Origin of the sequence: Phormidium tenue FACHB-1050, assembly GCF_014696925.1 — a bacterium.
In the GTDB taxonomy this organism is placed as follows: domain Bacteria; phylum Cyanobacteriota; class Cyanobacteriia; order Pseudanabaenales; family Pseudanabaenaceae; genus Pseudanabaena.
In genome coordinates, this window is sequence record NZ_JACJQY010000066.1 from 1 (window position 1) to 21,961 (window position 21,961).

The following is a 21,961-nucleotide window of genomic DNA, read 5'->3' on the forward strand; positions in this document are numbered from 1 at the left end:
TGTATCTGTATGTAGCCATGTTTGAGTGGTCATACAATCTGCGTTGGATTGATTTTGACTTTCTGCGTCGTCTTCTTTTTCCTCCTTCCACCTATTTCCCTACATGAGCGAGATTTTTTAAAAAGCTAGGAGCAGGTTCTTGAGTAGCCTGTTCGATCGCCTCATTTTGCTTAACCAGTTGCGATTCTTTATCACCAGATTTTAGAGATGTATCACCAGACAGCGATCGCAACTCCAATAATTGAGCATCAATTTCTGCCGCAATTTGAGAAATCTCTTGATCAGAAAACATAAGTCTTTCTCCGCACCAGCCAATCCAAATTATTGGACAATTCTAAACTAAAAAGAGTGAAGCATTGCTTCACTCTTTTTAGTTCTATTCTTCTTCGATTCCAAAAACTTGATTAAAAGTTTTGAGAACCTTATAACCAGTATCAATCGACTCCAAGGGATCTTTGCGGAGACGGTGACGCAAGCATAGACCGATAACTCGTTTGATATCATCTACTTCTACTTCTTTTCGTCCCTCAAAAGCAGCGATCGCTCTTGCCGCACGATTACTGACGATATCACCACGTAACCCGTCAACATTAAGCTCAGAGCAAACCCTAGAGATATTCAAACGTAGATCTTGAGGAATATCAACTTCACTGAGAAGTGTTTGCGCTCTCACGATTTTGGCTTGGAGTTCTTCTTGTTGAGAGGCATAGTCCTTGAGAAATCCATGGGGATTACCATCAAAATTAGTGCGTTCTTCTACAACTCGCACACGTAGTTCTGGTTCTCGCACAGTTCGAATTTCAGCATACATGCCAAAGCGATCGAGCAATTGGGGACGTAATTCGCCTTCTTCAGGATTCCCTGAACCAACTAGTACAAATCTGGCAGGGTGACGAATCGAGATACCTTCACGCTCAACGGTATTCCATCCTGATGCAGCAGAGTCCAGCAACACATCAACAAGGTGATCATCGAGAAGGTTAACTTCATCAATGTAGAGAATGCCGCGATTTGCCTTGGCTAGTAGTCCAAGTTCAAAGGCTTTAACACCTTCTGATAGAGCCTTTTCAATGTCGATTGTGCCGCACACACGGTCTTCAGTTGCGCCGAGAGGTAAGTCCACCATGATTACTTGTTTGGTGGTTACAGGTAAGGTTTCTCCATTGGCAACGCGGCGGCGTACTTCTTCGCTTTGGAGATCGCCATCGGTGGGATGGCTGCTAAATGGATCGTCAGCAACAACTTCGATTTCGGGAAGGAGGTCGGCAAGGGCGCGAACGGTGGTGGATTTGCCCGTACCGCGATCGCCCATGACCATCACCCCACCGATTTTGGGATCGATGACGTTGAGCAACAGGGCGAGCTTCATTTCTTCCTGTCCGATCACGGCGGTGAAAGGAAATACAGGTCGTCTTGTCGTTACAGTTGGTTTAATGGGAGTTGCAATCAAGGTTTTTTAAATTTTGTATCGATAAATATGTCACTCTAGCCAATATACAGCTTTTCACAACCCAAAAGAAGAGGGGCAACGCTTAGTGTTCCCCTCTTCTTTTAGAGTAGACCAAAACAGTAGAGTGCTTAGCGGCGTTGTTCACTCTATTGTTTTCCGAAAAATCACACTGAGATTATTGGCTGGCATAGGTTGTACTGTTTGCAGCACAAGGTTTTGTGCTATGGCAACGTCAATTACTGCTTCGAGATCGCGAACGCCCCATTCTGGATTTTGATTGCGTAGGCTAGCATCAAAGTCAGCATTGCTAGGAGCAGTATGCTTGCCATTTTGTTTATATGCACCGTAAAGATATAAGAGTCCGCCCTCTGGCAAAATCTTGCTTGCCCCAGATATTAGTCCTAGGCAAGCTGTCCAAGGCGCAATATGAATCATGTTGATATTGACGATCGCCTGAATGTCTTGATTTTGTAACTGTGGATCTCTTTGCCAATCGGATTCAGTCACATCAATCGTTATTGGTGCAAGGAGATTAGGCGATGGATAATATTTTTGCCAAGCAATGATGCTGGAAATTGCGATCGGGTTAGGGTCAGTGGGTATCCATTGGCGCGGTTGAAGGTGTGGCGCGAAGTAGACGGCATGTTCTCCAGTGCCACTGGAGATTTCAAGAATATTTCCTGTAGGTGGCAAAATTTGCAATAGCGTTTCTAAGATCGCTTCGCGATTTCTCAATGTGGCTGGCGCATATTGTCTAGCATCTTGCATAGTTTCTGTTCAGGGATGATATTGATGGATGAGGCAAAATCATCATATTGCGCGATCGCGATCATTAAACTCTCAACCAAGCAAAGATATCGCTGGCGGTAATCTGCCAACTTTCTAAGTCAGTTAGGATAGGTAAAGGCTGGGGGGATTCAGTTTCGGCAAAGTATATCTGGGTGGAGCCGTTTTGAAAGATCATCACGGATTTAGTAGCAGGATCGATGAGCCAACCAATTTCGCTGCCGTGAGCTAGGCAAAAAAGAATTTTTTCAATAACTAAAAGAGGAGATTGATCGGGCGAGAGGATTTCAATAATCCAGTCGGGGGGATTGCTGAATTGGTTGCTAATTTCACCATCGGGATCGAGAGGTAGATTTTGCCAACGAATTACGGCAATGTCAGTAACAATGGAGCGACCTGCGAAAGAGCAGCGTAACTCAGTGAGGGCATAGGCAGATTTTTTGGGTTTGGTTTGTTGATTAATGGCTGAGGCTAGTTCAACTTGGATTATGCTGTGTTTACCTTTGGGCATAACTTTTTGGGTGATGATTCCGTTAGCATATTCACTGGAAGGTTGAGTTTCAGGAAGGGCAAGAAATTCTTCAAGGGAGAGGGTTTGTGGCTTTTTTATTGTTGTTACCATGTTTATTCTCCGATGCTATATGGTTTGATTATATAGCTGTCGCCAAGTGTATGAGGACATAAAACCCAAGAAGAGAATGGCGGCGCGAAGCGCCGCCATTCTCTTCTTGGGTTTTGATTTTGTCCTAACACAATCGACGACAGCTATAGAGAGCAAAAATAGGCGATCTCCTATTTCCATTTTTACCTAATACCAAAACACAAAGTAAAGACGACAGATGGTTATTAAAAAATGCTCGTAAACCCAAACCAATATTTAGAGTGTGAAAATCCCATCTGTCGCCCTATCTAAGTGATTTGGTATAATACAAAAAAACAAAATGGCTACGCCATTTTGTTTTTTAATCCTTAAAAGAAGATTTATTGGCGCAGCTTTGCCGCGCTATAAAATCTTCTTTTAAGCTTTATTGGTTGATTTAGGTGATTGGGCGAGATACTTTTGCAACTGCTCCATAGCAAGCATCAACTGCGGCGTAGGATCGATCGCCACTAGTCCATCTTGCATCTTTTGCCAAATCTCAAAATGCAGGTGGGGGCCAGTTGCCATCCCTGTACTGCCAACTAAACCAATTACATTACCCTGCTTGATCTCTTGCCCTGGCTTGACTAAGACCTCAGACAAGTGAGCATATCTCGTCTCATGGGTATCACCATGGGAAATGACCACGATTAAGCCATAGCCTCCGAGCCAGCCTGCGATTTCCACACGACCGCTAAAGGCGGCGACTACAGGTGTGCCTTCAGGAGCCGCTAAGTCTGTACCTTGGTGAAAGCGAACTTGCCCCGTGACAGGATGCACGCGAGTCCCAAATATCGAACTAATTATCGATGGAGCGATCAAGGGGAACAGCATTTGCTTGTCACCATTGCTAGGCAAGCTCATCGCGGCAATTTCTTTCTCCGTTAGACGGCGCACTTGTACAGCCGTGTCACCCGAAGCCGCAGCATAGAGAACCTTGCCATTTTGATAATAGTTTTGGGAATTGTTCTGAGAATTATTTCTAGAGGCGATCGCCTTTGGATTACAAAGATCAGCATCACGTTCTAAAAGACTACTAGCTTTGAATTTACAACCAGTGGATCGATTTTCCAAGACAATTTCAACAGGCTGTCCGACTGGCGAAGATCGCTTGACTACTGCTTTGGGAGCGGGGTTAGGAGACTCAATGTTAACTTGCACTGAGTCGCGCTTTTCTACATTAATTACAGGCTGATTAGTTGGAGCCGAGTTATTAATGCGATCGCTTTGAATCTCAATGGTGTTCGGTGCAGGAGCAATCTCAGGTTGAGGTTGTGCTTGAGGGGCTGACACAGAAGGTTGAGAAACTGCAATATCAGGTGATACAGCCGATTTGGACGCGGCATATGCTGAGCCAACTAGAAAGTAGTTATTTGTGGAGAGGCAGAGCAGTGTAGCCAGTGTGATGCTTGAGATTGTTGATTTTCGCATATTTTAATTCTACTGATAGCCGACAGAAAAAGTTTGGGGCTGATAGATTGCGTTTTGGGAATTGCCCTCCCATCTTACTACCAGTTCGCCTGTTGGTCTAATGTCGATTATTTGCCCTTGAAGTTCCCGCCCATTAATCATTTGACGCACATTTTTATCGCTGAGCATCTCCAAATATTCCGCCAAAATGCCCATAATTCCTTCGCGATCGCTTCGAGTTTGACCTAGCTCCACACCTTTTAGCACCACCTCAATCAGTTCATCCATACTTGACAAAGTAGTTGGCAATTCACCCAGAGCGATCGCGCCTTCAGGCACATCATTTGTCCAATTAAGTCCGATCCCCACCACCGCATAAAGAATTTTGTCACCTTCGATCCTTGTCTCGGTGAGAATACCTCCCAATTTGCGGCGATCGATTAAGAGATCATTGAGCCATTTGAGCTTGACATTTGCCCCCGTTTCATTAAGGGCTTTGGCAATGCCCCAAGCTGACCAGAGTGTAATTTGGTGAGCATTGGCGGCGGCAACATTGGGATGCAAAATCACCGACATAAATAATCCACCCAAATCTGACTGCCAACTATGCCCGCGTTGCCCCCTCCCTTTGGTCTGACGTTTGGCAATGATTACAGTATGGCAATCAACATCAGGGGGGTGATTGCCATTTTGAGCTTCGTCAGAATTAAGGCGATCGATTAAGCGCCAAGCTTCACTGTTAGTGGACTCAATTTCTTCGTAACGGATAATCTGAAAATTCAAAGTAATTTTTAACTATGAAGAAGCTTTAGTTTCAAAGTATAAAAGATCGGTAAACACCGCGCCAGCAAGTAACAGCAACTTTTCATCAGCAGTCAATTTTGCATCGATAAATCGCACCCTAAAGTTATCAGCATCAGTAAATAGCTCTTTAGATAATCCCGTCCATTTCTTTTCAATTACGGATACTTCCTTCTCCCCTTTTTTGATGGGGAATGTCCAAATTTTCCAAATTGGTGAATTCATCGTCATGATCACTCGACCCCTAGTATCGAGAAAATCAAACTTTTTGTTAAACCATGCGAATCTTTGTTGCAAACTTCCTACAGGGCGATCGCCTGCACCAAAAATATCCAGATGCTGAAAAAACCAGCGAAAAGGATGATGAGCGCGAAAGACCTGTTGATTATGCAGATCAGTTCCCACAATATTAAAAACCCGCCAATGGCCTAAAAACTGACGCATGATCGCATCTAAAAAACCTAGCTTTGGCTCAGCACAGTAACCAAACTGCTGACCATCATCTGTGTGAATTTGGTAACGGTTGCGAGTTTCAAAACCAAATATTTCTGCCAGTTCAAATTTTTGTTTGACATAAATGGCATTAGCTTGAGCGAGGGTTTGTAAGAAAATACTCATATTTGTTTGCAAGATCTACCCTTCAGAATACATCAATCCCAATTTGCAAGATCAAAATGCAGTGATTCCAGCAATTATCATGATGAAACCGATTTTGGTGTTTCCAGCGCCAAAGGCGCTGGAAACACCAAAATTGATTTTTGAAAGTCCTCCAATGGCGGACTTTCAAAAAACCGATTTTTATAATGAGAATTGCTGAGGGGGTTAATATAGCTGTAATCACTTGTGTTAGGACAAATCAAAACAAGAAGATGAATGGCGGCGCTTCGCGCCGCCATTCATCTTCTTGGGTTTTATGTCCTCATACAAGTGATTACAGCTATATTTTGCAAAAAAATTAGTTTATAAAGACATTTTTACGGAATACTTGTACAGATTATTTAAAAAAGTTTTTGACATGTGGTTGCCTAACCGCGATCGCTAGGATGAGTTTGATATGAAAAGTTTAGATATTAATTTGGCAAGCCCAAACTTAGATGTTGATGCAAGTCAACGTGTAACTATTGAGTTTACTGGTGGTAATCATTTCGACAGGATGCAAGGCGCTAATACAGTTACAGTTCCCTATAGCTCCCTGTCCAAAAGAATGCAAGCAATCCATAGATTTGGCGGCAAGATTACCAATATATCTATTCAACGTCTTCAGCTTGATCTACCAAGGATTAACTCTGAGGTGAATTCTGCTCAAGATCAAGAGCATGATCTTGAAAAAACTCCTGCGATCAAGATCGCGCCAACCGTCGAACTTGAGGAAATCTCAGAAGACATCCCAGAAATTATCGTTAAAGATGTTTCTGTTGATACTTCCAACAATATTCCAGTTCAAGAACCAGTAGCGATCGCTGAAATTATTCTCGTCCCAGAGCCTGTTGTAGAGGTTATTTCCGAAATTTTTCCAGAACCTATTTCGGAGCAAGTTGTGGAGAATTCAAAGCCTCTTGCTAAAGCAGCAGTTAAGCCTAAGAAGTCTAGAACTTCTACTAAAGCTCATGGTTTTAGCAGAAAGGAATCTAGCCCTCAAGCTCCAAAAACAGTAGCGATCGCTGAGATTGTCTCCACCCCAGAGCCGATTGTAGAGATTATTCCTGTCCCAGAGCCTGTTATGGAGATTACTCCTGAAATTGTTCCTGTTCCAGAGCCTGTTGTGGAGATTATTCCCGAAATTTCTCCAGAGCAAATTTCAGATTCGGCTACTAGTAATAGTTCTGATCAAGATCTAAAACAGATTGAACTAACTTCTGATCATGTTACTGAAGCTGTTCTAGATAGCACTCTAGAGCCTATGCTGGAAACATCTGTGGAGAATGATTTCGAGGTAACTGAGCCAGTATCAAAAGTAGAAATTACAATTGAATCGGCTGTACCAATGCCACCATCTAAGTCGAAAAAGTCTAAAACCTCTAGTAAATCAGGTAGTGGTTTTAACAAGCTTAAAAGTGATACAGCAACGCGATCGCAACGGAAACCCAAAATTTAATTTGTAGCGCTTTGCCCTCAAACCTAAACCAAGATTTTTACAAAAGTTTTACGAAGCAAAGCTTTTGTAAAAATCTTGGTTTGATGTTGCGAAGAGACAGAGCTTGACTTATTTATTCATAAGCTTCTATTGGTAAACAAGAACAGACGAAATTGCGATCGCCAAACGCATTATCGATGCGTCCCACACTTGTCCAGAATTTATGCTCCTTGAGCCAAGGTGCAGGATAAGCGGCTTGATTGCGGGTATAGGTATGAGACCAATCATCAGCTAATAGAGTCTCCGCAGTGTGAGGAGCATTTTTGAGTGGATTATCAAGCTTGTCCATCACACCAGAGGCGATCGCATTGACTTCTTGCTTAATGGAGATCATCGCATCACAGAAGCGATCGAGTTCTACTTTCGATTCGCTCTCCGTTGGCTCGATCATCATCGTTCCTGCTACTGGCCATGACATTGTGGGCGCATGAAATCCATAATCCATTAAGCGCTTAGCGACATCATCCACCTCAATACCTGCGATCGCTTTGCAGTCATGTAAATCGATAATACATTCATGGGCAACTAAGCCATTTTTGCCTGTATAAAGAATTGGATAATGCGGAGCAAGACGCTGAGCCATATAGTTGGCATTCAAGATCGCTACTTCGGTAGCAAGTTTTAAACCCTTCGCTCCCATCAGCGCAATATAAACCCATGAAATCGTCAGAATACTAGCACTTCCCCAAGGAGCAGCCGAAATTGTAGTTTGTTCAGGCTCTCCATTAAAAGGATGTTTAGGTAGAAAGGGAACTAACTGCGGTGCAACACAAATTGGTCCCATCCCAGGTCCACCACCACCATGGGGAATGCAAAATGTCTTGTGCAGATTCAGATGACATACATCTGCGCCGATATCCCCTGGACGGCAGAGTCCAACTTGGGCATTCATATTTGCGCCATCCATATACACCTGTCCACCGTAATAGTGGATGATGTCACAAATATCCTTAATTGATTCCTCAAATACGCCATGTGTCGAAGGATAGGTAACCATCAGGGCAGCAAGTTCATGCTGATGTTTTTCAGCTTTTGATTTGAGGTCATTTACATCAATATTTCCCTCATTGTCGCAATTTACGGTGACGACTTTCATCCCAGCCATGACTGCACTCGCGGGATTTGTACCATGTGCCGAAGTGGGAATCAGACAAATATGACGATTAGTTTGACCGCGATGTAGATGATATTCGCGAATTGTTAATAGACCTGCGTATTCTCCTTGAGATCCCGCATTTGGTTGTAGCGATACTCCTGCAAAGCCTGTGATTTCCGCAAGCCAAGCTTCCAATTGTTCAAATAGAATTTGATAGCCTTGGGTTTGTTCCAATGGCACAAAGGGATGAATATTGCCAAATTCTGCCCATGTGACAGGAAGCATTTCCGAAGTTGCGTTGAGCTTCATGGTGCAAGAACCAAGGGGAATCATCGATGTAGTCAGCGATAAATCTTTAGCTTGGAGTCGGTAGATATAGCGCAGTAGTTCTGATTCGGAGTGGTAGGAATTAAATACTGGATGGGTGAGATAGGGGGAAGTGCGGGTTAGGTGATTGGGAATTGGTGATTGGGAATTGGTAGTAATCGCAGTTTCTTCATCTGCAAAAATCTCAATTAGGTCTGCTAAATCTTGTTTAGAGACAGTTTCATCGAGACTAATTGCGATCGCATTATCTGCTAAGTACCTAAGATTAATCTGTTTGGTGGCGGCTCTAGCTTTGATTTCATCGCTAGATATTCCCTTTAATTCAATGCAAATTGTATCGAAGAAAGCTTGATGTGTAACCCTATGCCCTAAATTCTCTAGGGATTTGGCAAGCGTTGCGGTTAGGAGATTTACTCGCTGAGCAATGCGCTTTAATCCTTCTGCTCCATGATAAACGGCATACATACTCGCCATGATTGCTAGCAAAACTTGAGCCGTACAAATGTTACTAGTTGCTTTATCTCGACGGATATGTTGCTCACGGGTTTGGAGGGCTAAACGTAGAGCAGGACGACCATGCACATCCTTAGAAACACCGATCATGCGTCCTGGCATTTGGCGCTTGTAAGCTTCCTTGGTTGCCATATAAGCGGCATGTGGCCCCCCGTAACCAAATGGAACTCCAAATCTCTGGGCGCTACCGATCGCAATATCCGCACCAAATTCAGCAGGTGATTTAATCAATGTGAGTGCTAATAAATCTGCGGCGACGATCGCTAAACCACCTTGAGCATGAATTTGAGCAATTACATCGGTGTAGTCATAAATTGCACCATCGCTAGCAGGATATTGCAAAAGAGCGCCAAAGTAATTTTTGTCAAATTCAAGTTCGTCATGTTTAGCAATTACCACTTCAATTCCTAAAGGAATAGCACGGGTTTTAACAACTGTGATCGTCTGTGGATGACAATCACTGGATACAAAGAACTTGTTCCCCTTGTTCTTGGCAAGTCCTGCCGCCATTGTCATCGCTTCGGCAGCAGCAGTTCCTTCATCTAAAAGGGAAGCATTAGCAATCTCTAAGCCTGTCAAGTCAATAATCATAGTTTGGAAATTGAGCAAGGCTTCCAATCGACCTTGAGCAATCTCGGCTTGGTAAGGAGTATATTGCGTATACCACCCTGGATTTTCTAAAATATTACGCTGAATAATTGGCGGTGTAATGCAGTTGTAATAGCCAGTTCCAATGTACGATCGCCAAACTTGGTTTTTCGAGGCGATCGCCTTCAATTCCTGCAACAGTTCATGTTCACCCCGTGCTTCCCCTAGTTGCAATGGCTGCTTAATTCTGATCGCCGCAGGCACTGTCTTATCGATCATTTCATCAATAGAGTCGCACCCGATCGCCATGAGCATCTGCTGAATTTCTGAAGAGCTTGCCCCAATGTGGCGGCGCACGAAGCTATCCGTTGGAGCAAGTGCATCATCAATGAGGCAGTCCGCTAGATAGTCATTATGTTCAGCATTAGTTGAAAAGGCTGGAACCCTCAATTCTTTAGTTTCTGTGGATGTTTCTGAGATCGAAGAATCTTGGGTTGTCACGGTGAGCGAAGGTTCCAACATAGATTTTATAACTTGTGTAGACATACCTATGTTATTACAAATTTATTACAAAGTGTTAAGCATTGCTTGAATTTGTTAAGCGATCGCGCCTCCAGATGACAAGGACGATGAATCTACACGGCTCACCCTAGTTGAAGAATGTGAAGACATTGATGATTCTAATTTGTCTGTATTGAAGACATTAATTTATCCCTTGATTAACTTGCCTGCTCGAGTAAGCTCTCTTCTGGAGTGCGTATATGCGTTTTGTTCTTCGACGATTCTGATCGGGTTTGGACTTGTCTTTATGATGTAGGGCTGGAAGGTTTCTTGAGTTGAGGCTATCTGATTCTCTGATATGGTGCTTCCTTACATACAGAGACCTGTCAGCACGAGCCAAAACCTGATCGAGAGATTCTTCTGGATACCACGGAACCATTCCGATGCTGCTTGAGACTAAAATCGGTTCGTCTATGCCTTCAATCCTCAATGTGAAGCTGTCGCATTGGGTATGGACTTCTTGCATAACTTGTCTGGTTCTAATATGGGAACCCGTAATCAAGAACGCGAATTCATCACCTCCCAACCGACCCACGATGTCTTCACCAAGAACTAATTGCAAGCGACGCACGATCGCGCAGAGAACTTCATCACCGAACTGATGACCGAAACTGTCATTGAGAATTTTGAAGGAGTCTAAATCAACCATGCCCACAAAAACAGAATCGTTATGATACAGGTTTTGGACGCGAACAGCCGCTTCAGTAAAGAATCCGCGTCGGTTGGCTGCGCCAGTTAGAGGATCGGTGATGGAAAGCTTCAGTAGAGTCAAATAGGCATTGTCTAACCGAACCAGTATGCTCATAACTAGTCCCACTGTGATAGGGGCTACCAATAAAGGTATAGTCACGGCGATTATCAGTGAGACCACCAGTATGAGGTCATGCGAATATTGCATAGAAAACTGCGGAACTACCAAGGCAAGAGTCGCCAGCACAGACAGGATGACTGAGGCGGCTGTAATCAGCGCAATAACCCCTTGTGCGCCAATTCGGCGAGAGAGCGTTAAGATAGTCCGCTCAAGGGGCTTTAAATACATTTGATAACTATCCATAAAATTTTTATATTATATCAATTCAAAGCTTTCAACAATGAATCCTTTCGGCGTTAGGGTTCTGCATTTAATGGCGAAGCCGATCAAGTAGTTTGGTAGGATAAAGAGCATTATTTAGTTAGTTACAGCTCTTAACTTTTGTGATTTTCTATGAAGCCCAATGCCAAGCTCAAAAAGCAAAATTTTGGTAAGAAATTTTCTTGGACTCCATATTTATTTCTACTACCAGCGATCGCCTTTCTTGGCTTGACATCATTTTTGCCAGTATTCCAAGCTATATATTTAAGTTTTACCAATTATGATTTTGTTGGTAGTCCTGAATTTATTGGATGGAAAAACTATCTAAATCTCTGGAAAGATCAAACTTTTTGGAAAACCTTAGGTAATACCTTAACTTACTTGATATTTGCAGTTCCTAGCCTTGTAATTTTACCTTTAGCTATCGCAATATTAGTCAATCAAAAGTTACGAAGTATTAAATTCTTTAGAGCCATTTATTATTTTCCAGTGATTGTTTCTGTGGTTGTCGCTGGTATTGCTTGGAAATGGGTTTATGCTCAAAATGGAATTTTAAATTATTTTCTGTCAACGATTTCATTTCAAGATATTAAAATCCCTTGGTTAACTGACCCCAAAACCGCCATTTTCGCGATTATTGCGGTAGTAATCTGGCGAGGGATTGGTTACTATATGGTCATCTATTTAGCAGGTTTACAGGCGATTCCCGCAGATTTATACGAGGCGGCTGCGATCGATGGTTCTGACGGTTGGCAAAAACATTTAGATATTACGATTCCATTAATGAAGCCTTACATTATTCTCGTAGCAGTCATTTCTTCGATTGGAGCAATGAAGGTCTTTGAAGAGGTTTATATAATGTCTCAAGGTGGCCCAGCGAATAGTACAAAGACTGTAGTTTATTATTTATATGACAAAGGCTTTACGAGTTTAGAAATGGGATATGCGTCAGCGATCGGGGTGTTTTTATTTCTGATTATTTTTATTATTTCGATCTTGACTTTTAAATTTATTAATCCAGCCAAATCAATTGGCTAAAATCATAACTCCTAGCCCAGCAGTGTCTATCTATAGCAATGTAAGTTTTGCTTAGGACATAAAACCCAAAAGATTAGTGGCAGCGCTTTGCGCTGCCACTAATCTTTTGGGTTTAGCTATCTCTTACGTTGCTATATAGACGTTATGACATAGACACAGAGAGTATTACAATTGAAAAAATTGAGGATATGCTTAAAAAACTAGGAATAAAAATTGATGATTATAAAGGAGCTGATATTAAGGACTTTCAACTGAAAGATTCTTGACTAATTAGTATTAATAATTTAGAAATATTATGTTTACGTCAAAACTTGCATTAATGTTTTTTTTGTTTGGAATTCCTATAGGAATTAATTTACCTACTTTACTATCAAGAACTTCATCAAAAACAACTCCCATAATTCAGCCACAATTTCAATCGCAATTTTCTCGAAATCTTGCTCAAAACCTTCAAGAAGCAAAATCTGAAGGATGTTTTATTTTGTATGACTTAAAACGCGATCGCTATATTCGCTATAACTCTCAACATTGTCAAAAACGCTTTATTCCTGCATCCACATTTAAGATATTTAACTCATTGGTTGCTCTAGAAACTAAAGCGATCGCAGATGAAAATACCGTAATTCTCTGGGATGGAGTCCAACGTCGATTTCCTTTGTGGAATCAAGATCAAAATATGAGAACAGCCTTTACACGATCGGTTGTTTGGTTTTATCAAGACTTAGCGCGACGGATTGGGAATGAAAGAATGGCTAAATATATAAAAGCTGCTGACTATGGCAATCAAGATATCTCAGACCAGATTGATTCTTTTTGGTTAAATGGTAATTTGAGAATTTCGCCAGAGGAGCAAATCAAGTTTCTCATCAGACTTTATCAAGAGGATTTGCCATTTTCACCTTCTGTGATGAAAACGGTGAAAGACATCATGCTAATTGATCGTAAAGATAATTATATTCTTAGAGGTAAGACTGGTTGGGGAACTAATGTTGATGGAATGCAGAATATTGGTTGGTATGTTGGTTATATAGAACGAGATAACAACGTTTATTTTTATGCCTTAAATTTTGAAAATCAAGATCCTAACTTTGAAATGATTCCTATCCGTAAAAAGATTTTGTTTGATGTTTTTAGCGATTTACAACTCATTGCCAAATAAAAGCCAGCAGTTTTTAGGTGGGCTTCCCCCATTTCAAAATTATAAGTATTAATATCATGAAAAATAAGACCCAGAAACTATCATCATTGAATATCCTCAAAAATATTCCGCAATTTCTGCTTTTAATTGCGATCGCCACGTTAACCATATTTCCTTTGCTCTGGTTAGTAAGTACTGCTTTTAAATCACCTAGCGAAAATATTTTTCAGGCGACACCACAACTCCTACCCGCCCAGCCTACCTTTGAGAATTTCCTCAAGGTCTGGAAAAATTCCCGCTTTGATCTTTATCTTTGGAATAGCTTTTTTGTTTCTAGCATCACCGTAATTTTAAATTTGCTATTCTGCTCCCTCGCGGCCTTTCCCCTTGCCAGACTAGATTTCAAAGGACGAGATTCTATATTTTGGGCGATCGTTGGCACAACGATGATTCCGTTTCAAATTACGATGATTCCCCTTTATATTCTGGCGGTGCAGCTAAACCTCAAAAATACCTATGCTGGCTTGATTTTCCCCTATGTAATTTCAGCTTTTGGCATATTTCTCCTGCGCCAAGCCTTTCAAAGCGTTCCCAAAGAAATGGAAGAAGCGGCGCGAATGGATGGTTGCTCTAGTTTGGGGATTTGGTGGCATGTGATGTTACCTGCGGCACGTCCTGCACTAACAACACTTGCTGTATTTACCTTTGTCGCAATGTGGGGCGATTTTTTATGGCCCTTGGTGATCGTCGATAAGGCTGAGCTTTATACATTACCGAGGGGGATCGCTAGTCTGGCAAGTGCCTTCTCTGAGGATTGGCGTTTAATTGCCGCAGGTTCTGCGATTTCGATGCTGCCCGTATTTATCGTGTTTGTATTTCTGCAACGCTACATCATTCCTACCGAAGCTAGTGTTGGAGTCAAAGGATAAATACGACGCAGCGCGTCGTATTTATCCTTTGATTTGTTGCTCTTGCCATAGTTTTGAACTTAGGGTAGTTTATGATTCTTAAGACTTGAGTTTTAAATTTAATATAGATTTAATATTTTCAGTCAGCCTGCCTACTGTCCTGTTCAGCAACTTCAGCAAATTTAAGGGAAGCAATCCGTACATAAAAATGAGCATCTGTAAGACATTTCAAGGCTTTATTTTTCAAAACCTGATCTATTTGCTTCCGATCGCAATCTTGTCCCCAACCTTAGCGATCGCCTCCCCTGTTGCCGCCCAATCACAGACATCGCCAAGCTCATCAGCGATTACCCAAAATATCATCTATGTAAATCCCCAAACAGGTAGCGATCGCCCTGAACAAGGTAGTACTGTTGCACCTTTCAAGACAGTTACCTATGCAATGAGTCGCGCTCAGACTGGACAGATTATTCAGCTAGCCTATGGAACCTACAGCAGTGCTACGGGTGAGCAGTTCCCAATGCGACTACGCCCTAATGTGACATTACGAGGTAGCGAAGCGACTAAGGGAAAAGGCATCATAATTTTAGGCGGGGGAACCTTACGCACAGGATCAGGGTTTCCTCAAAATGTGGCGATCGCTCTTGGCGATGGTTCAGAATTGAGGGGTGTGACTGTCACCAATCCTAATCCTAGAGGTTATGGACTGTGGATTGAAAATGTGAGTCCTGCGATCGCCAATAATACTTTTATTGACAATCAGCAAGATGGTGGCTTAATTACGGGCAAATCAACGGCGATTATTTCTGCAAATCAATTCTTTCGCAATGGAACTAGTGGCTTAGCGATCGAGGGTGAAGCCAGTCCAGATATTCGTGGCAATCTCTTTCAGCAAACTACTTTTGGGATGAGTATTCGCCAAGATGCGGCTCCGCAAATCACAGAAAACACCTTTACTCAAAATCAAAATGGACTCCTGATCCAATCCAATGCCAAGCCAGTTTTACGCGGTAATGCGATCGTCAATAATCGAGCCTATGGCGTAACCATTTCTGATACTGCCAAGCCAGATCTGGGCAAGCCTAACGATGATGGTAACAACACTTTTCAGGGAAATGGCACATTCGATTTGCAAAACGTCAGCCGTAATGCGGTTGCTGTGATTGGCAATCAATTGGACATTAAAAGAGTGAAGGGAAATTTGCAATTATCGGCTGTGCGTCCGCCATCCAATTTATTTGCTAATAGTCTTACTAGAAGTCCTTCGACAAATGTGACAACGGTAAATGCTGCGGCTGTAAGTAAGCCCTTTCCAACTGCGCCCAAAAGCGATCGCTTTGCCAATATCAACCAACAACTAGAACAACAGATTGCTACCAGTCAGCCCATGAATCTTGCGCCTCCTCTTGATAATCCGCCAGCATTGGTTAGATCGACATCTTCGAGCATCAATCAAGGCAATCAAGCAAATAATCCTTTCTGGTACGAGCCTGTTACCTCTGTAATCATTAGAATTACACCTAAGAGTTTTAACTCTCCCATACCTGCTAATCCTGAGATTAGTAATAGTTTGCCACCCGTGCGATCTAGTCCTCCTAGCGGCGAACCCGTTAATCAACCGATCCAAATTGCGCCGCTGGCTAATACCAGCTTTAGACCTCAAACCCCACCTCGTTATCGTGTGGTAGTGCCTGTTTCTTCACCTAATGCTGTTGCTCAAGTACGTCAAATTGTGCCAAATTCCTTTGCGTCTCGACTCAATGGCTATTTGGTAGTGCAGATTGGAGCCTATAGCGATCGGCGTATCGCTGAAGTCCAAGTTTCTCGCCTCGCGCAACAAGGTCTATCGGCAAGGATTGAGTCAATTAATCCATAGCTCTAAAATAGAGGCGACACGAAGTGTCGCCTCTATTTTGGGGTTTTGCTATAAAATGCAGATATCTAAATCTTTTTTGATGATTGTCCTATGACCTTAAACAAAGTTCACCTAGTTGGACGTGCAGGACGTGATCCTGAAGTTAAATATTTTGAGTCTGGCAAAGTGGTCTGTAACTTTACGATCGCAGTTAATCGTAATACCAGCAATCGTGATGATCCACCCGATTGGTTTGACTTAGAAATGTGGGACAAAACCGCCGAAGTCGCCAAAAATTTTGTCAAAAAAGGAAGCTTAATCGGCATATCTGGATCACTTAAATTTGACCGTTGGAACGATCGCACTACTGGTGACGAGCGGCAAAAACCTGTAATTCGTGTCGATCGCCTAGATCTACTTGGTTCTCGCAAAGATAATGAAGCAGCTAGCAGTAGTAGCGGCAGCTATGACGACGATTTTTAATATTAAAAGTCTTGCTTAGCAAGGCTTTTAATATTTTTTATTCGGTTGAATACGGTTTTCCTACCCAAAACTCAGCGATCTCATCAGTAAGAATATATCTAGATATTTTCACTGAAGATGTAGAGAACCGATTATGTTTAACCTTGGCGAGCTAAACTCCTCCAACAACCTTTTACTCGATTATCTCAAAAATCAATCACCTGAAACTCTAGCAACTGTAGCTCAGTCCGTTAGTCCTGAAGCGCAGCAGATCATCAACCAAAACATTCAAAACTTGCTAGGTATCTTGCCTCCACAGCACTTTAATGTCAGTATCACCACCGATCGTGAAAACTTAGCAGGCTTGATCGGCTCAGCAATGATGACAGGTTACTTTATCCGCCAAATGGAAACGAGAATGCAGCTAGACCATTCCTTGGATAAACTATAGCCCCCAAAAAGTTAAAGCCAGCGCTTTGCAACGACCTAGCTTTTTATAGCTGCCAAAGCAAAACCAAGGAAGAGAATGGCGGCGCTACGCGCCGCCATTCTCTTCTTTGGTTTTATGTCCTCATATAAATAAAAAAGGGAGCGCTTAGCGCTCCCTTTTTTATTTGTGCTTATGACTGTGAAAACGAATACCTAAGAACACATCGTAAAGAAAACCAGCTAGATCAGGCATTTTGAAAATCCCTAAGGTTTGCGGTGATCCATTGGCATCAAGCAAAGGCTTCATTTGATAATAAGCTTTCTCGTAGTAGTACCAAGGTACATTCGGCCAAAGATGATGAACTAGATGATAGTTTTGACCTAATAGCAAGACATTTAAAAATCTTCCTGGATAAACTCTGGCATTCTTCCAGCGCGATCGCTCAACAAAAGGACGATGCGGCAAATAGTCAAAAAATAAGCCTAACAAAAGTCCCATCACGGCTGCTGGCACAAACCAGAAGTTCATCATATAGCCAAGAAAACCGTAGTGATAACCAACAAATATGGTTGCGACTACAATCAACCGACTAATCGCCCATTCTAAAAGCTCGTAATTTCTCCACAAACGACGTTGGAAAAAGAAAACTTCGTGATAAAAAAAGCGAGCGGCAATCAACCACAATGGGCCACCAGTCGAAACATAGTGGTCAGGATCATCTTCCTCATCGTTCACATGGGCATGGTGCTGCATGTGGACACGAGTAAATACAGGGAAAACAAAGCCTTGCAATATTGCGGCAATATGCCCGATCGCAGCATTGACAATGCGATTGGGGTGAGCAACGTTATGGCAAGCATCATGGATTACTGTTCCCAGTACATAAAGCGCCGAAAAATTACAAACAAATACGAGCCAGTGCGCCCAGCCCCATACCCAATACCCTGTTGTCGATGCAGTTGCTAAAACAATCGAACCCAGTAGCAGTAGTATTGTTGGATTAAATCCCTGTGCTGCACCCATCAGACCGATTGGAACAGTTAGGGCTTTGCCCTGCTGCTGCATTGTGTCACTCCTTACTCAAATTTCCTATCTTTTCTTTATAGCCAAATATGCATTTGGGGCTTGCCAGTTGCAAAATCCAAAGATATTTGATTGTTGCGTTTTATTACATTTTTTATTATCCCCTATGCTACCGATAATAGAGCGAGATTGCAACTTTGATTTTGCCGCGATCGGTTTTCGGATTCCGAATAAATTATAAAAAGCTCGCTTTACGAGCTTTTTATAATTTATTCGGTGTTAAGAATGCTCACTGACCTAACCTATTTAAAAGAGGAGTGGCGGCGCTTCGCTCCGCCATTCTCTTCTTGGGTTTTGCTTTTGTCCTAACACAATCGACGGCAGCTATAATACCAATTCACGAAAGTGTTGCCACACTTTCGTGAATCGAAAACCAAACTCAGTAAGGGTTTTAAAAACACAAAATGGCTACGCCATTTTGTGTTTTGGTATAAAAGAGGATTTGGAGACCAAATCCCTACATATTTGTAAAGGTAGGGGCTTGGTCTCCAAGCCCCAATCTCAAAGTTTCACGTAACATCAGTGTACTTACCAAAATATGCAAACTACTTAGAGTTGCTATACCTCACGAAAATATTCACAATATCTTCAATCTGAATTGGCTTAGTGATAAAGTCATTCATCCCCGCATCTATGCATAATTGACGATCTTCTGGTAAAGCATTGGCTGTCAAAGCCACAATCCAAGGTTGTTGTTTAAAATCTTGACGGATCTTTCTAGTCGCTGTAATACCATCGACCTTAGGCATTTGAATATCCATAAAAATCACGTCATAGTTTTTTTGGTCGAGAGCCTCAAGAACCTCTAAGCCATTGTTTGCAAGCTTTGGGCTATAACCAAGGCTTTCTAGAAATAACGCAAGTATCCTTTGATTAACAAGATTATCCTCAGCAATAAGGACTTGGAAATTAGCTAATGGAAGATTTGGTTGAGCTAGAGGAGATAAAGTTGGTTGAATGACTTGATTAATATCTGTTTGGCTACTTCTTGTAGGTACAGCTTCCATCATGAGCGTAAAGTAGAACTTGGAGCCTCGCATATGTATAGACTCAGAATTAAATGTCCAATCATCAGGAGGATTGCCACCGATCCGCCCATTGGTCTCTACCCAAATATCCCCCCCCATTAACCCCACCAAACTTTTACTAATTGCTAGCCCTAGCCCTGTGCCACCATATTTGCGACTAATGGAAGAATCAGCTTGAGTAAAGGGCTGAAACAATAAATTTAGTTGCTCATATTCAATGCCTATGCCCGTATCTGCAACGGTGAAAATTAATTCACATAATTCATTACCATTACCACTAGCGCGATCGCTAGTGGATAAACGAGACGCAACGGAGATCTCTACATGACCTTGGATGGTAAATTTAATGGCATTGCCTAAAAGGTTGATTAAAACTTGACGAATCCGCGAGGCATCACCTAATAGTTCATTAGGAATGTCAGGATCAATTGAATAGTGGATATTGAGGCTTTTGTCGTTCGCTTGTTTACTCAAAAGTTCACAAACAGAGCGAATAATGTCTTCTAAAACTAGAGATCGGCTTTCTATTTTAAGCATTCCTGATTCAATTTTAGAAAAATCAAGAATGTCATTAATGACTGTTAAAAGTGCATTACCGCTATCACGAATGACTTGCACATAATCTCTCTGATCTTCTGTCAAATTCGTAGTTGCCAGTAAATCTGCCATTCCGATGACACCATTCATAGGAGTACGGATTTCATGGCTCATATTTGCTAAAAAAGCACTCTTTGCTGCATTTGATGCTTCCGCCATCTCTTTAGCATGAGCAAGAGCGATTTCTTTTAATTCGAGCGATCGCACCTGTATGATCGCTTCTTCCAATTTTTTTTGTTGTTCCTGTAAATTAGCTACACAAGCAAGTGTTCTATTGATAGTAATTTCTAAGTCTTCAAAGTCAATGGGTTTAGTTACAAAGTCAAAAGCGCCATAATTCATCGCCATCCGAATGTTTTGCATATCGCCATAGGCGGAAACTACTACTGCTTTTAAATTCTGATCAAGTTCTGACAATCTTGAGATTAAGGATAAACCATCCATTTCAGGCATCCTAATATCAGTTAGAACCATAGATATAGAATTGGAACGTTTCAAAATTTCTATTGCTTCTACTCCATTTGAAGCAAATACAAAATCTAGTTCTTTAGCTTGAATTCTTTTTCTAAATCTCTGTTTAAAAAGTCTTTGAATTTCAATTTCGTCATCAACTACTAAGATGGATTTTACTTCATTTTTCATAATTTAGAGATGCTCAGATTTGCCCAAACCCAAAATTCTTCTTTCCTAAAACACTGCTTTAATGTAACTATTGGAAAATCGCTCATAAAATTGTGATGATTTGATTGCCTTATGACTTCAGAGCTAAGAGATAGAATTTATGGCTCATTACCATTACCTAATAAATATTTCGAGAACCATAGAAATAATTTATAAACTTTACAGAGCTTTCACACTTATGAATCTTGAGTTTGGATTATAGTACATCTCCTAACTGATACATAAAAAAAGATAAATAGTTTCTTGAAATCTCTATACACAAAATAGTTATTCATAACAATTACATATAATTACGTGTTATTTTACTACGTTATTAATAAGATGTTAACTTGTTGTACCAACTTATTATGTTAAATAGACGGCATTTTAACAAGCTATCTTTGGGAGCATTGGGAATAGCAAGTTGTACTCCATCAAATTATCTAAATAGTACTAATAGTAGTCAGGAATCCAATAAAGCTGACCTTGTAATTTGAGGGGAACAAGGTTTTTTACCAGAAGAGAATGAACAGATCAATCCGCTCACTCAGCTATGGCAGGAAATTACTGGCTATGATGTTGACCTTAGTACAGGACAAAAGTACAGGACAAAAAGTTGCAAAAGTAGAGAGGAAGGGGTTTTATAAAAAATAACCACATCACTCGTAAAACCCCTAAGGAAGAGATTGACCTATTCCGCGGAAAATTGCAGCAACATCCGCAATGGAATTCAGCAAGACTAGCCTTTGTGTCCATATTTTTAATCGCGCTAACGCGAGTAAAGACAGTAAATCTAGCAGAAATCGCCACAGGATTTAGCGGCAAAGCCAAAGTTGAATCGAACTATAAGAGATTACAGAGTTTTTTTCGAGACTTTGAAGTGGACTATGAAAGCATCACCCTCATGGTTAGACCTCTTGCAGAACCGAAAAAATGATAGAGATCTAAGGATTTTTGTAATAACTGGTGTTACGTGGAAGTCTGTAAAGCCCTCACCCCTAGCCCCTCTCCCGTAGGAGAGGGGACAAGAAAATAATATGGGTTTTGCTCCCCTTCTCCTGCGGGAGAAGGAGTTGGGGGATGAGGGTTCCACGTAACATCAGTAATAACTCTAAAAACAAGCAATGAAATACGAAGCCAGTAAAAATTTATCAGCCCCCGAATTTAAACGGTTGTTTGGAGTACCAAGAGAAACATTTGCTCAAATGACAGAATTAATGCAACAAGCCGCTCATAACAAAGGAGAAGGCAGGGTGGTTTCATTTTCGGAAAAGTAAGCAGAGACTGGAGTTTAGACTAAAAAAGGAAAAAAGGCAGAGTAAAAGAGATACAAACTGCCTAAAGTAGATGAAAAAGAAAAAGCACATCTACAGTCATGATTATT

20 protein-coding genes are annotated in these 21,961 nt (G+C 41.6%); 9 read left to right on the plus strand and 11 right to left on the minus strand.

Features of this window, described 5'->3' with window-relative positions:
• Positions 1–91: 91 nt before the first annotated feature.
• The 7 genes from H6G05_RS23515 to H6G05_RS23545 all read right to left on the minus strand — a co-directional run bounded on the left by H6G05_RS23515 (position 92) and on the right by H6G05_RS23545 (position 5,705).
• The gene (locus tag H6G05_RS23515; RefSeq protein WP_190582171.1) at positions 92–292 is read right to left on the minus strand and encodes a hypothetical protein; all 201 of its coding nucleotides are present in this window, start codon (positions 290–292) and stop codon (positions 92–94) included.
• A gap of 84 nt (positions 293–376) precedes the next feature.
• Positions 377–1,450: a magnesium chelatase ATPase subunit I gene (gene bchI, locus H6G05_RS23520; protein ID WP_176453082.1), complete on the minus strand. Its 1,074-nt coding sequence runs from the start codon at positions 1,448–1,450 to the stop codon at positions 377–379.
• Between the two features lie 141 nt (positions 1,451–1,591).
• Entirely contained in the window at positions 1,592–2,218 is a 627-nt protein-coding gene (locus tag H6G05_RS23525; RefSeq protein WP_190582173.1) for a DUF938 domain-containing protein, read from the minus strand.
• Between the two features lie 64 nt (positions 2,219–2,282).
• Complete coding sequence (locus H6G05_RS23530; protein WP_190582175.1) at positions 2,283–2,858, minus strand: Uma2 family endonuclease; 576 nt, start codon at positions 2,856–2,858, stop codon at positions 2,283–2,285.
• Positions 2,859–3,254: 396 nt separating this feature from the next.
• Positions 3,255–4,307: a M23 family metallopeptidase gene (locus H6G05_RS25495; protein WP_190582177.1), complete on the minus strand. Its 1,053-nt coding sequence runs from the start codon at positions 4,305–4,307 to the stop codon at positions 3,255–3,257.
• Between the two features lie 9 nt (positions 4,308–4,316).
• Entirely contained in the window at positions 4,317–5,069 is a 753-nt protein-coding gene (locus tag H6G05_RS23540; protein WP_190582179.1) for a biotin--[acetyl-CoA-carboxylase] ligase, read from the minus strand.
• Positions 5,070–5,081: 12 nt separating this feature from the next.
• A complete protein-coding gene (locus H6G05_RS23545) occupies positions 5,082–5,705 on the minus strand; it encodes a phospholipid scramblase-related protein (RefSeq protein ID WP_190582181.1) in 624 nt (207 codons plus the stop codon).
• A 436-nt stretch (positions 5,706–6,141) separates the two neighbouring features.
• Here H6G05_RS23545 and H6G05_RS23550 point away from each other — a divergent pair, with 436 nt between their 5' ends.
• On the plus strand, positions 6,142–7,182 hold the full coding sequence (locus tag H6G05_RS23550; RefSeq protein ID WP_190582183.1) for a phycobilisome linker polypeptide: 1,041 nt from the start codon (positions 6,142–6,144) through the stop codon (positions 7,180–7,182).
• 112 nt (positions 7,183–7,294) lie between these two features.
• On the opposite strand, the gene gcvP is transcribed toward H6G05_RS23550, so the two are convergent.
• On the minus strand, positions 7,295–10,267 hold the full coding sequence (gene gcvP / locus H6G05_RS23555; protein ID WP_190582185.1) for an aminomethyl-transferring glycine dehydrogenase: 2,973 nt from the start codon (positions 10,265–10,267) through the stop codon (positions 7,295–7,297).
• 181 nt (positions 10,268–10,448) lie between these two features.
• A complete protein-coding gene (locus H6G05_RS23560) occupies positions 10,449–11,360 on the minus strand; it encodes a GGDEF domain-containing protein (protein WP_190582187.1) in 912 nt (303 codons plus the stop codon).
• A gap of 150 nt (positions 11,361–11,510) precedes the next feature.
• Between H6G05_RS23560 and H6G05_RS23565 the strand changes: the two genes are divergently transcribed.
• From H6G05_RS23565 to H6G05_RS23590, 6 genes are all read left to right on the plus strand, one after another.
• Entirely contained in the window at positions 11,511–12,416 is a 906-nt protein-coding gene (locus tag H6G05_RS23565; RefSeq protein ID WP_190582189.1) for a carbohydrate ABC transporter permease, read from the plus strand.
• A 295-nt stretch (positions 12,417–12,711) separates the two neighbouring features.
• Positions 12,712–13,575, plus strand: a complete 864-nt coding sequence (gene blaOXA / locus H6G05_RS23570) for a class D beta-lactamase (protein ID WP_190582191.1) — start codon at positions 12,712–12,714, stop codon at positions 13,573–13,575.
• Positions 13,576–13,631: 56 nt separating this feature from the next.
• Positions 13,632–14,483 (plus strand): carbohydrate ABC transporter permease, encoded by an 852-nt coding sequence (locus tag H6G05_RS23575; protein WP_190582193.1) that lies wholly within the window; start codon positions 13,632–13,634, stop codon positions 14,481–14,483.
• A gap of 187 nt (positions 14,484–14,670) precedes the next feature.
• Positions 14,671–16,338, plus strand: a complete 1,668-nt coding sequence (locus H6G05_RS23580) for a DUF1565 domain-containing protein (protein WP_190582195.1) — start codon at positions 14,671–14,673, stop codon at positions 16,336–16,338.
• Between the two features lie 90 nt (positions 16,339–16,428).
• Positions 16,429–16,800, plus strand: a complete 372-nt coding sequence (locus H6G05_RS23585; RefSeq protein ID WP_190582197.1) for a single-stranded DNA-binding protein — start codon at positions 16,429–16,431, stop codon at positions 16,798–16,800.
• 133 nt (positions 16,801–16,933) lie between these two features.
• Positions 16,934–17,230, plus strand: coding sequence for a DUF760 domain-containing protein (locus H6G05_RS23590; protein WP_190582199.1), 297 nt, complete (start codon positions 16,934–16,936; stop codon positions 17,228–17,230).
• A gap of 159 nt (positions 17,231–17,389) precedes the next feature.
• On the opposite strand, the gene crtR is transcribed toward H6G05_RS23590, so the two are convergent.
• Positions 17,390–18,274: a beta-carotene hydroxylase gene (gene crtR, locus H6G05_RS23595; RefSeq protein WP_190582201.1), complete on the minus strand. Its 885-nt coding sequence runs from the start codon at positions 18,272–18,274 to the stop codon at positions 17,390–17,392.
• 563 nt (positions 18,275–18,837) lie between these two features.
• Positions 18,838–20,559: a response regulator gene (locus H6G05_RS23600; RefSeq protein WP_199310741.1), complete on the minus strand. Its 1,722-nt coding sequence runs from the start codon at positions 20,557–20,559 to the stop codon at positions 18,838–18,840.
• Between the two features lie 724 nt (positions 20,560–21,283).
• On the opposite strand from H6G05_RS23600, the gene H6G05_RS23605 reads away from it, so the two are divergent.
• Both H6G05_RS23605 and H6G05_RS23610 read left to right on the plus strand, forming a co-directional pair.
• Positions 21,284–21,514, plus strand: coding sequence for a hypothetical protein (locus H6G05_RS23605; protein WP_190582203.1), 231 nt, complete (start codon positions 21,284–21,286; stop codon positions 21,512–21,514).
• Between the two features lie 187 nt (positions 21,515–21,701).
• Positions 21,702–21,854, plus strand: a complete 153-nt coding sequence (locus H6G05_RS23610) for a hypothetical protein (RefSeq protein ID WP_190582205.1) — start codon at positions 21,702–21,704, stop codon at positions 21,852–21,854.
• The last annotated feature ends 107 nt before the right edge of the window (positions 21,855–21,961 follow it).

Bases quoted from the DNA above. Each gene is read 5' to 3' on its own strand.
- H6G05_RS25495 (WP_190582177.1), bottom strand. From the start codon at position 4,307: ATGCGAAAATCAACAATCTCAAGCATCACACTGGCTACACTGCTCTGC.
- H6G05_RS23525 (WP_190582173.1), bottom strand. From the start codon at position 2,218: ATGCAAGATGCTAGACAATATGCGCCAGCCACATTGAGAAATCGCGAA.
- blaOXA (WP_190582191.1), top strand. From the start codon at position 12,712: ATGTTTACGTCAAAACTTGCATTAATGTTTTTTTTGTTTGGAATTCCT.
- H6G05_RS23560 (WP_190582187.1), bottom strand. From the start codon at position 11,360: ATGGATAGTTATCAAATGTATTTAAAGCCCCTTGAGCGGACTATCTTA.
- H6G05_RS23580 (WP_190582195.1), top strand. From the start codon at position 14,671: ATGAGCATCTGTAAGACATTTCAAGGCTTTATTTTTCAAAACCTGATC.
- H6G05_RS23585 (WP_190582197.1), top strand. From the start codon at position 16,429: ATGACCTTAAACAAAGTTCACCTAGTTGGACGTGCAGGACGTGATCCT.
- H6G05_RS23600 (WP_199310741.1), bottom strand. From the start codon at position 20,559: ATGAAAAATGAAGTAAAATCCATCTTAGTAGTTGATGACGAAATTGAA.
- H6G05_RS23610 (WP_190582205.1), top strand. From the start codon at position 21,702: ATGAAATACGAAGCCAGTAAAAATTTATCAGCCCCCGAATTTAAACGG.
- H6G05_RS23565 (WP_190582189.1), top strand. From the start codon at position 11,511: ATGAAGCCCAATGCCAAGCTCAAAAAGCAAAATTTTGGTAAGAAATTT.
- H6G05_RS23515 (WP_190582171.1), bottom strand. From the start codon at position 292: ATGTTTTCTGATCAAGAGATTTCTCAAATTGCGGCAGAAATTGATGCT.
- crtR (WP_190582201.1), bottom strand. From the start codon at position 18,274: ATGCAGCAGCAGGGCAAAGCCCTAACTGTTCCAATCGGTCTGATGGGT.
- H6G05_RS23545 (WP_190582181.1), bottom strand. From the start codon at position 5,705: ATGAGTATTTTCTTACAAACCCTCGCTCAAGCTAATGCCATTTATGTC.
- gcvP (WP_190582185.1), bottom strand. From the start codon at position 10,267: ATGTTGGAACCTTCGCTCACCGTGACAACCCAAGATTCTTCGATCTCA.
- H6G05_RS23550 (WP_190582183.1), top strand. From the start codon at position 6,142: ATGAAAAGTTTAGATATTAATTTGGCAAGCCCAAACTTAGATGTTGAT.
- H6G05_RS23530 (WP_190582175.1), bottom strand. From the start codon at position 2,858: ATGGTAACAACAATAAAAAAGCCACAAACCCTCTCCCTTGAAGAATTT.
- H6G05_RS23575 (WP_190582193.1), top strand. From the start codon at position 13,632: ATGAAAAATAAGACCCAGAAACTATCATCATTGAATATCCTCAAAAAT.
- H6G05_RS23590 (WP_190582199.1), top strand. From the start codon at position 16,934: ATGTTTAACCTTGGCGAGCTAAACTCCTCCAACAACCTTTTACTCGAT.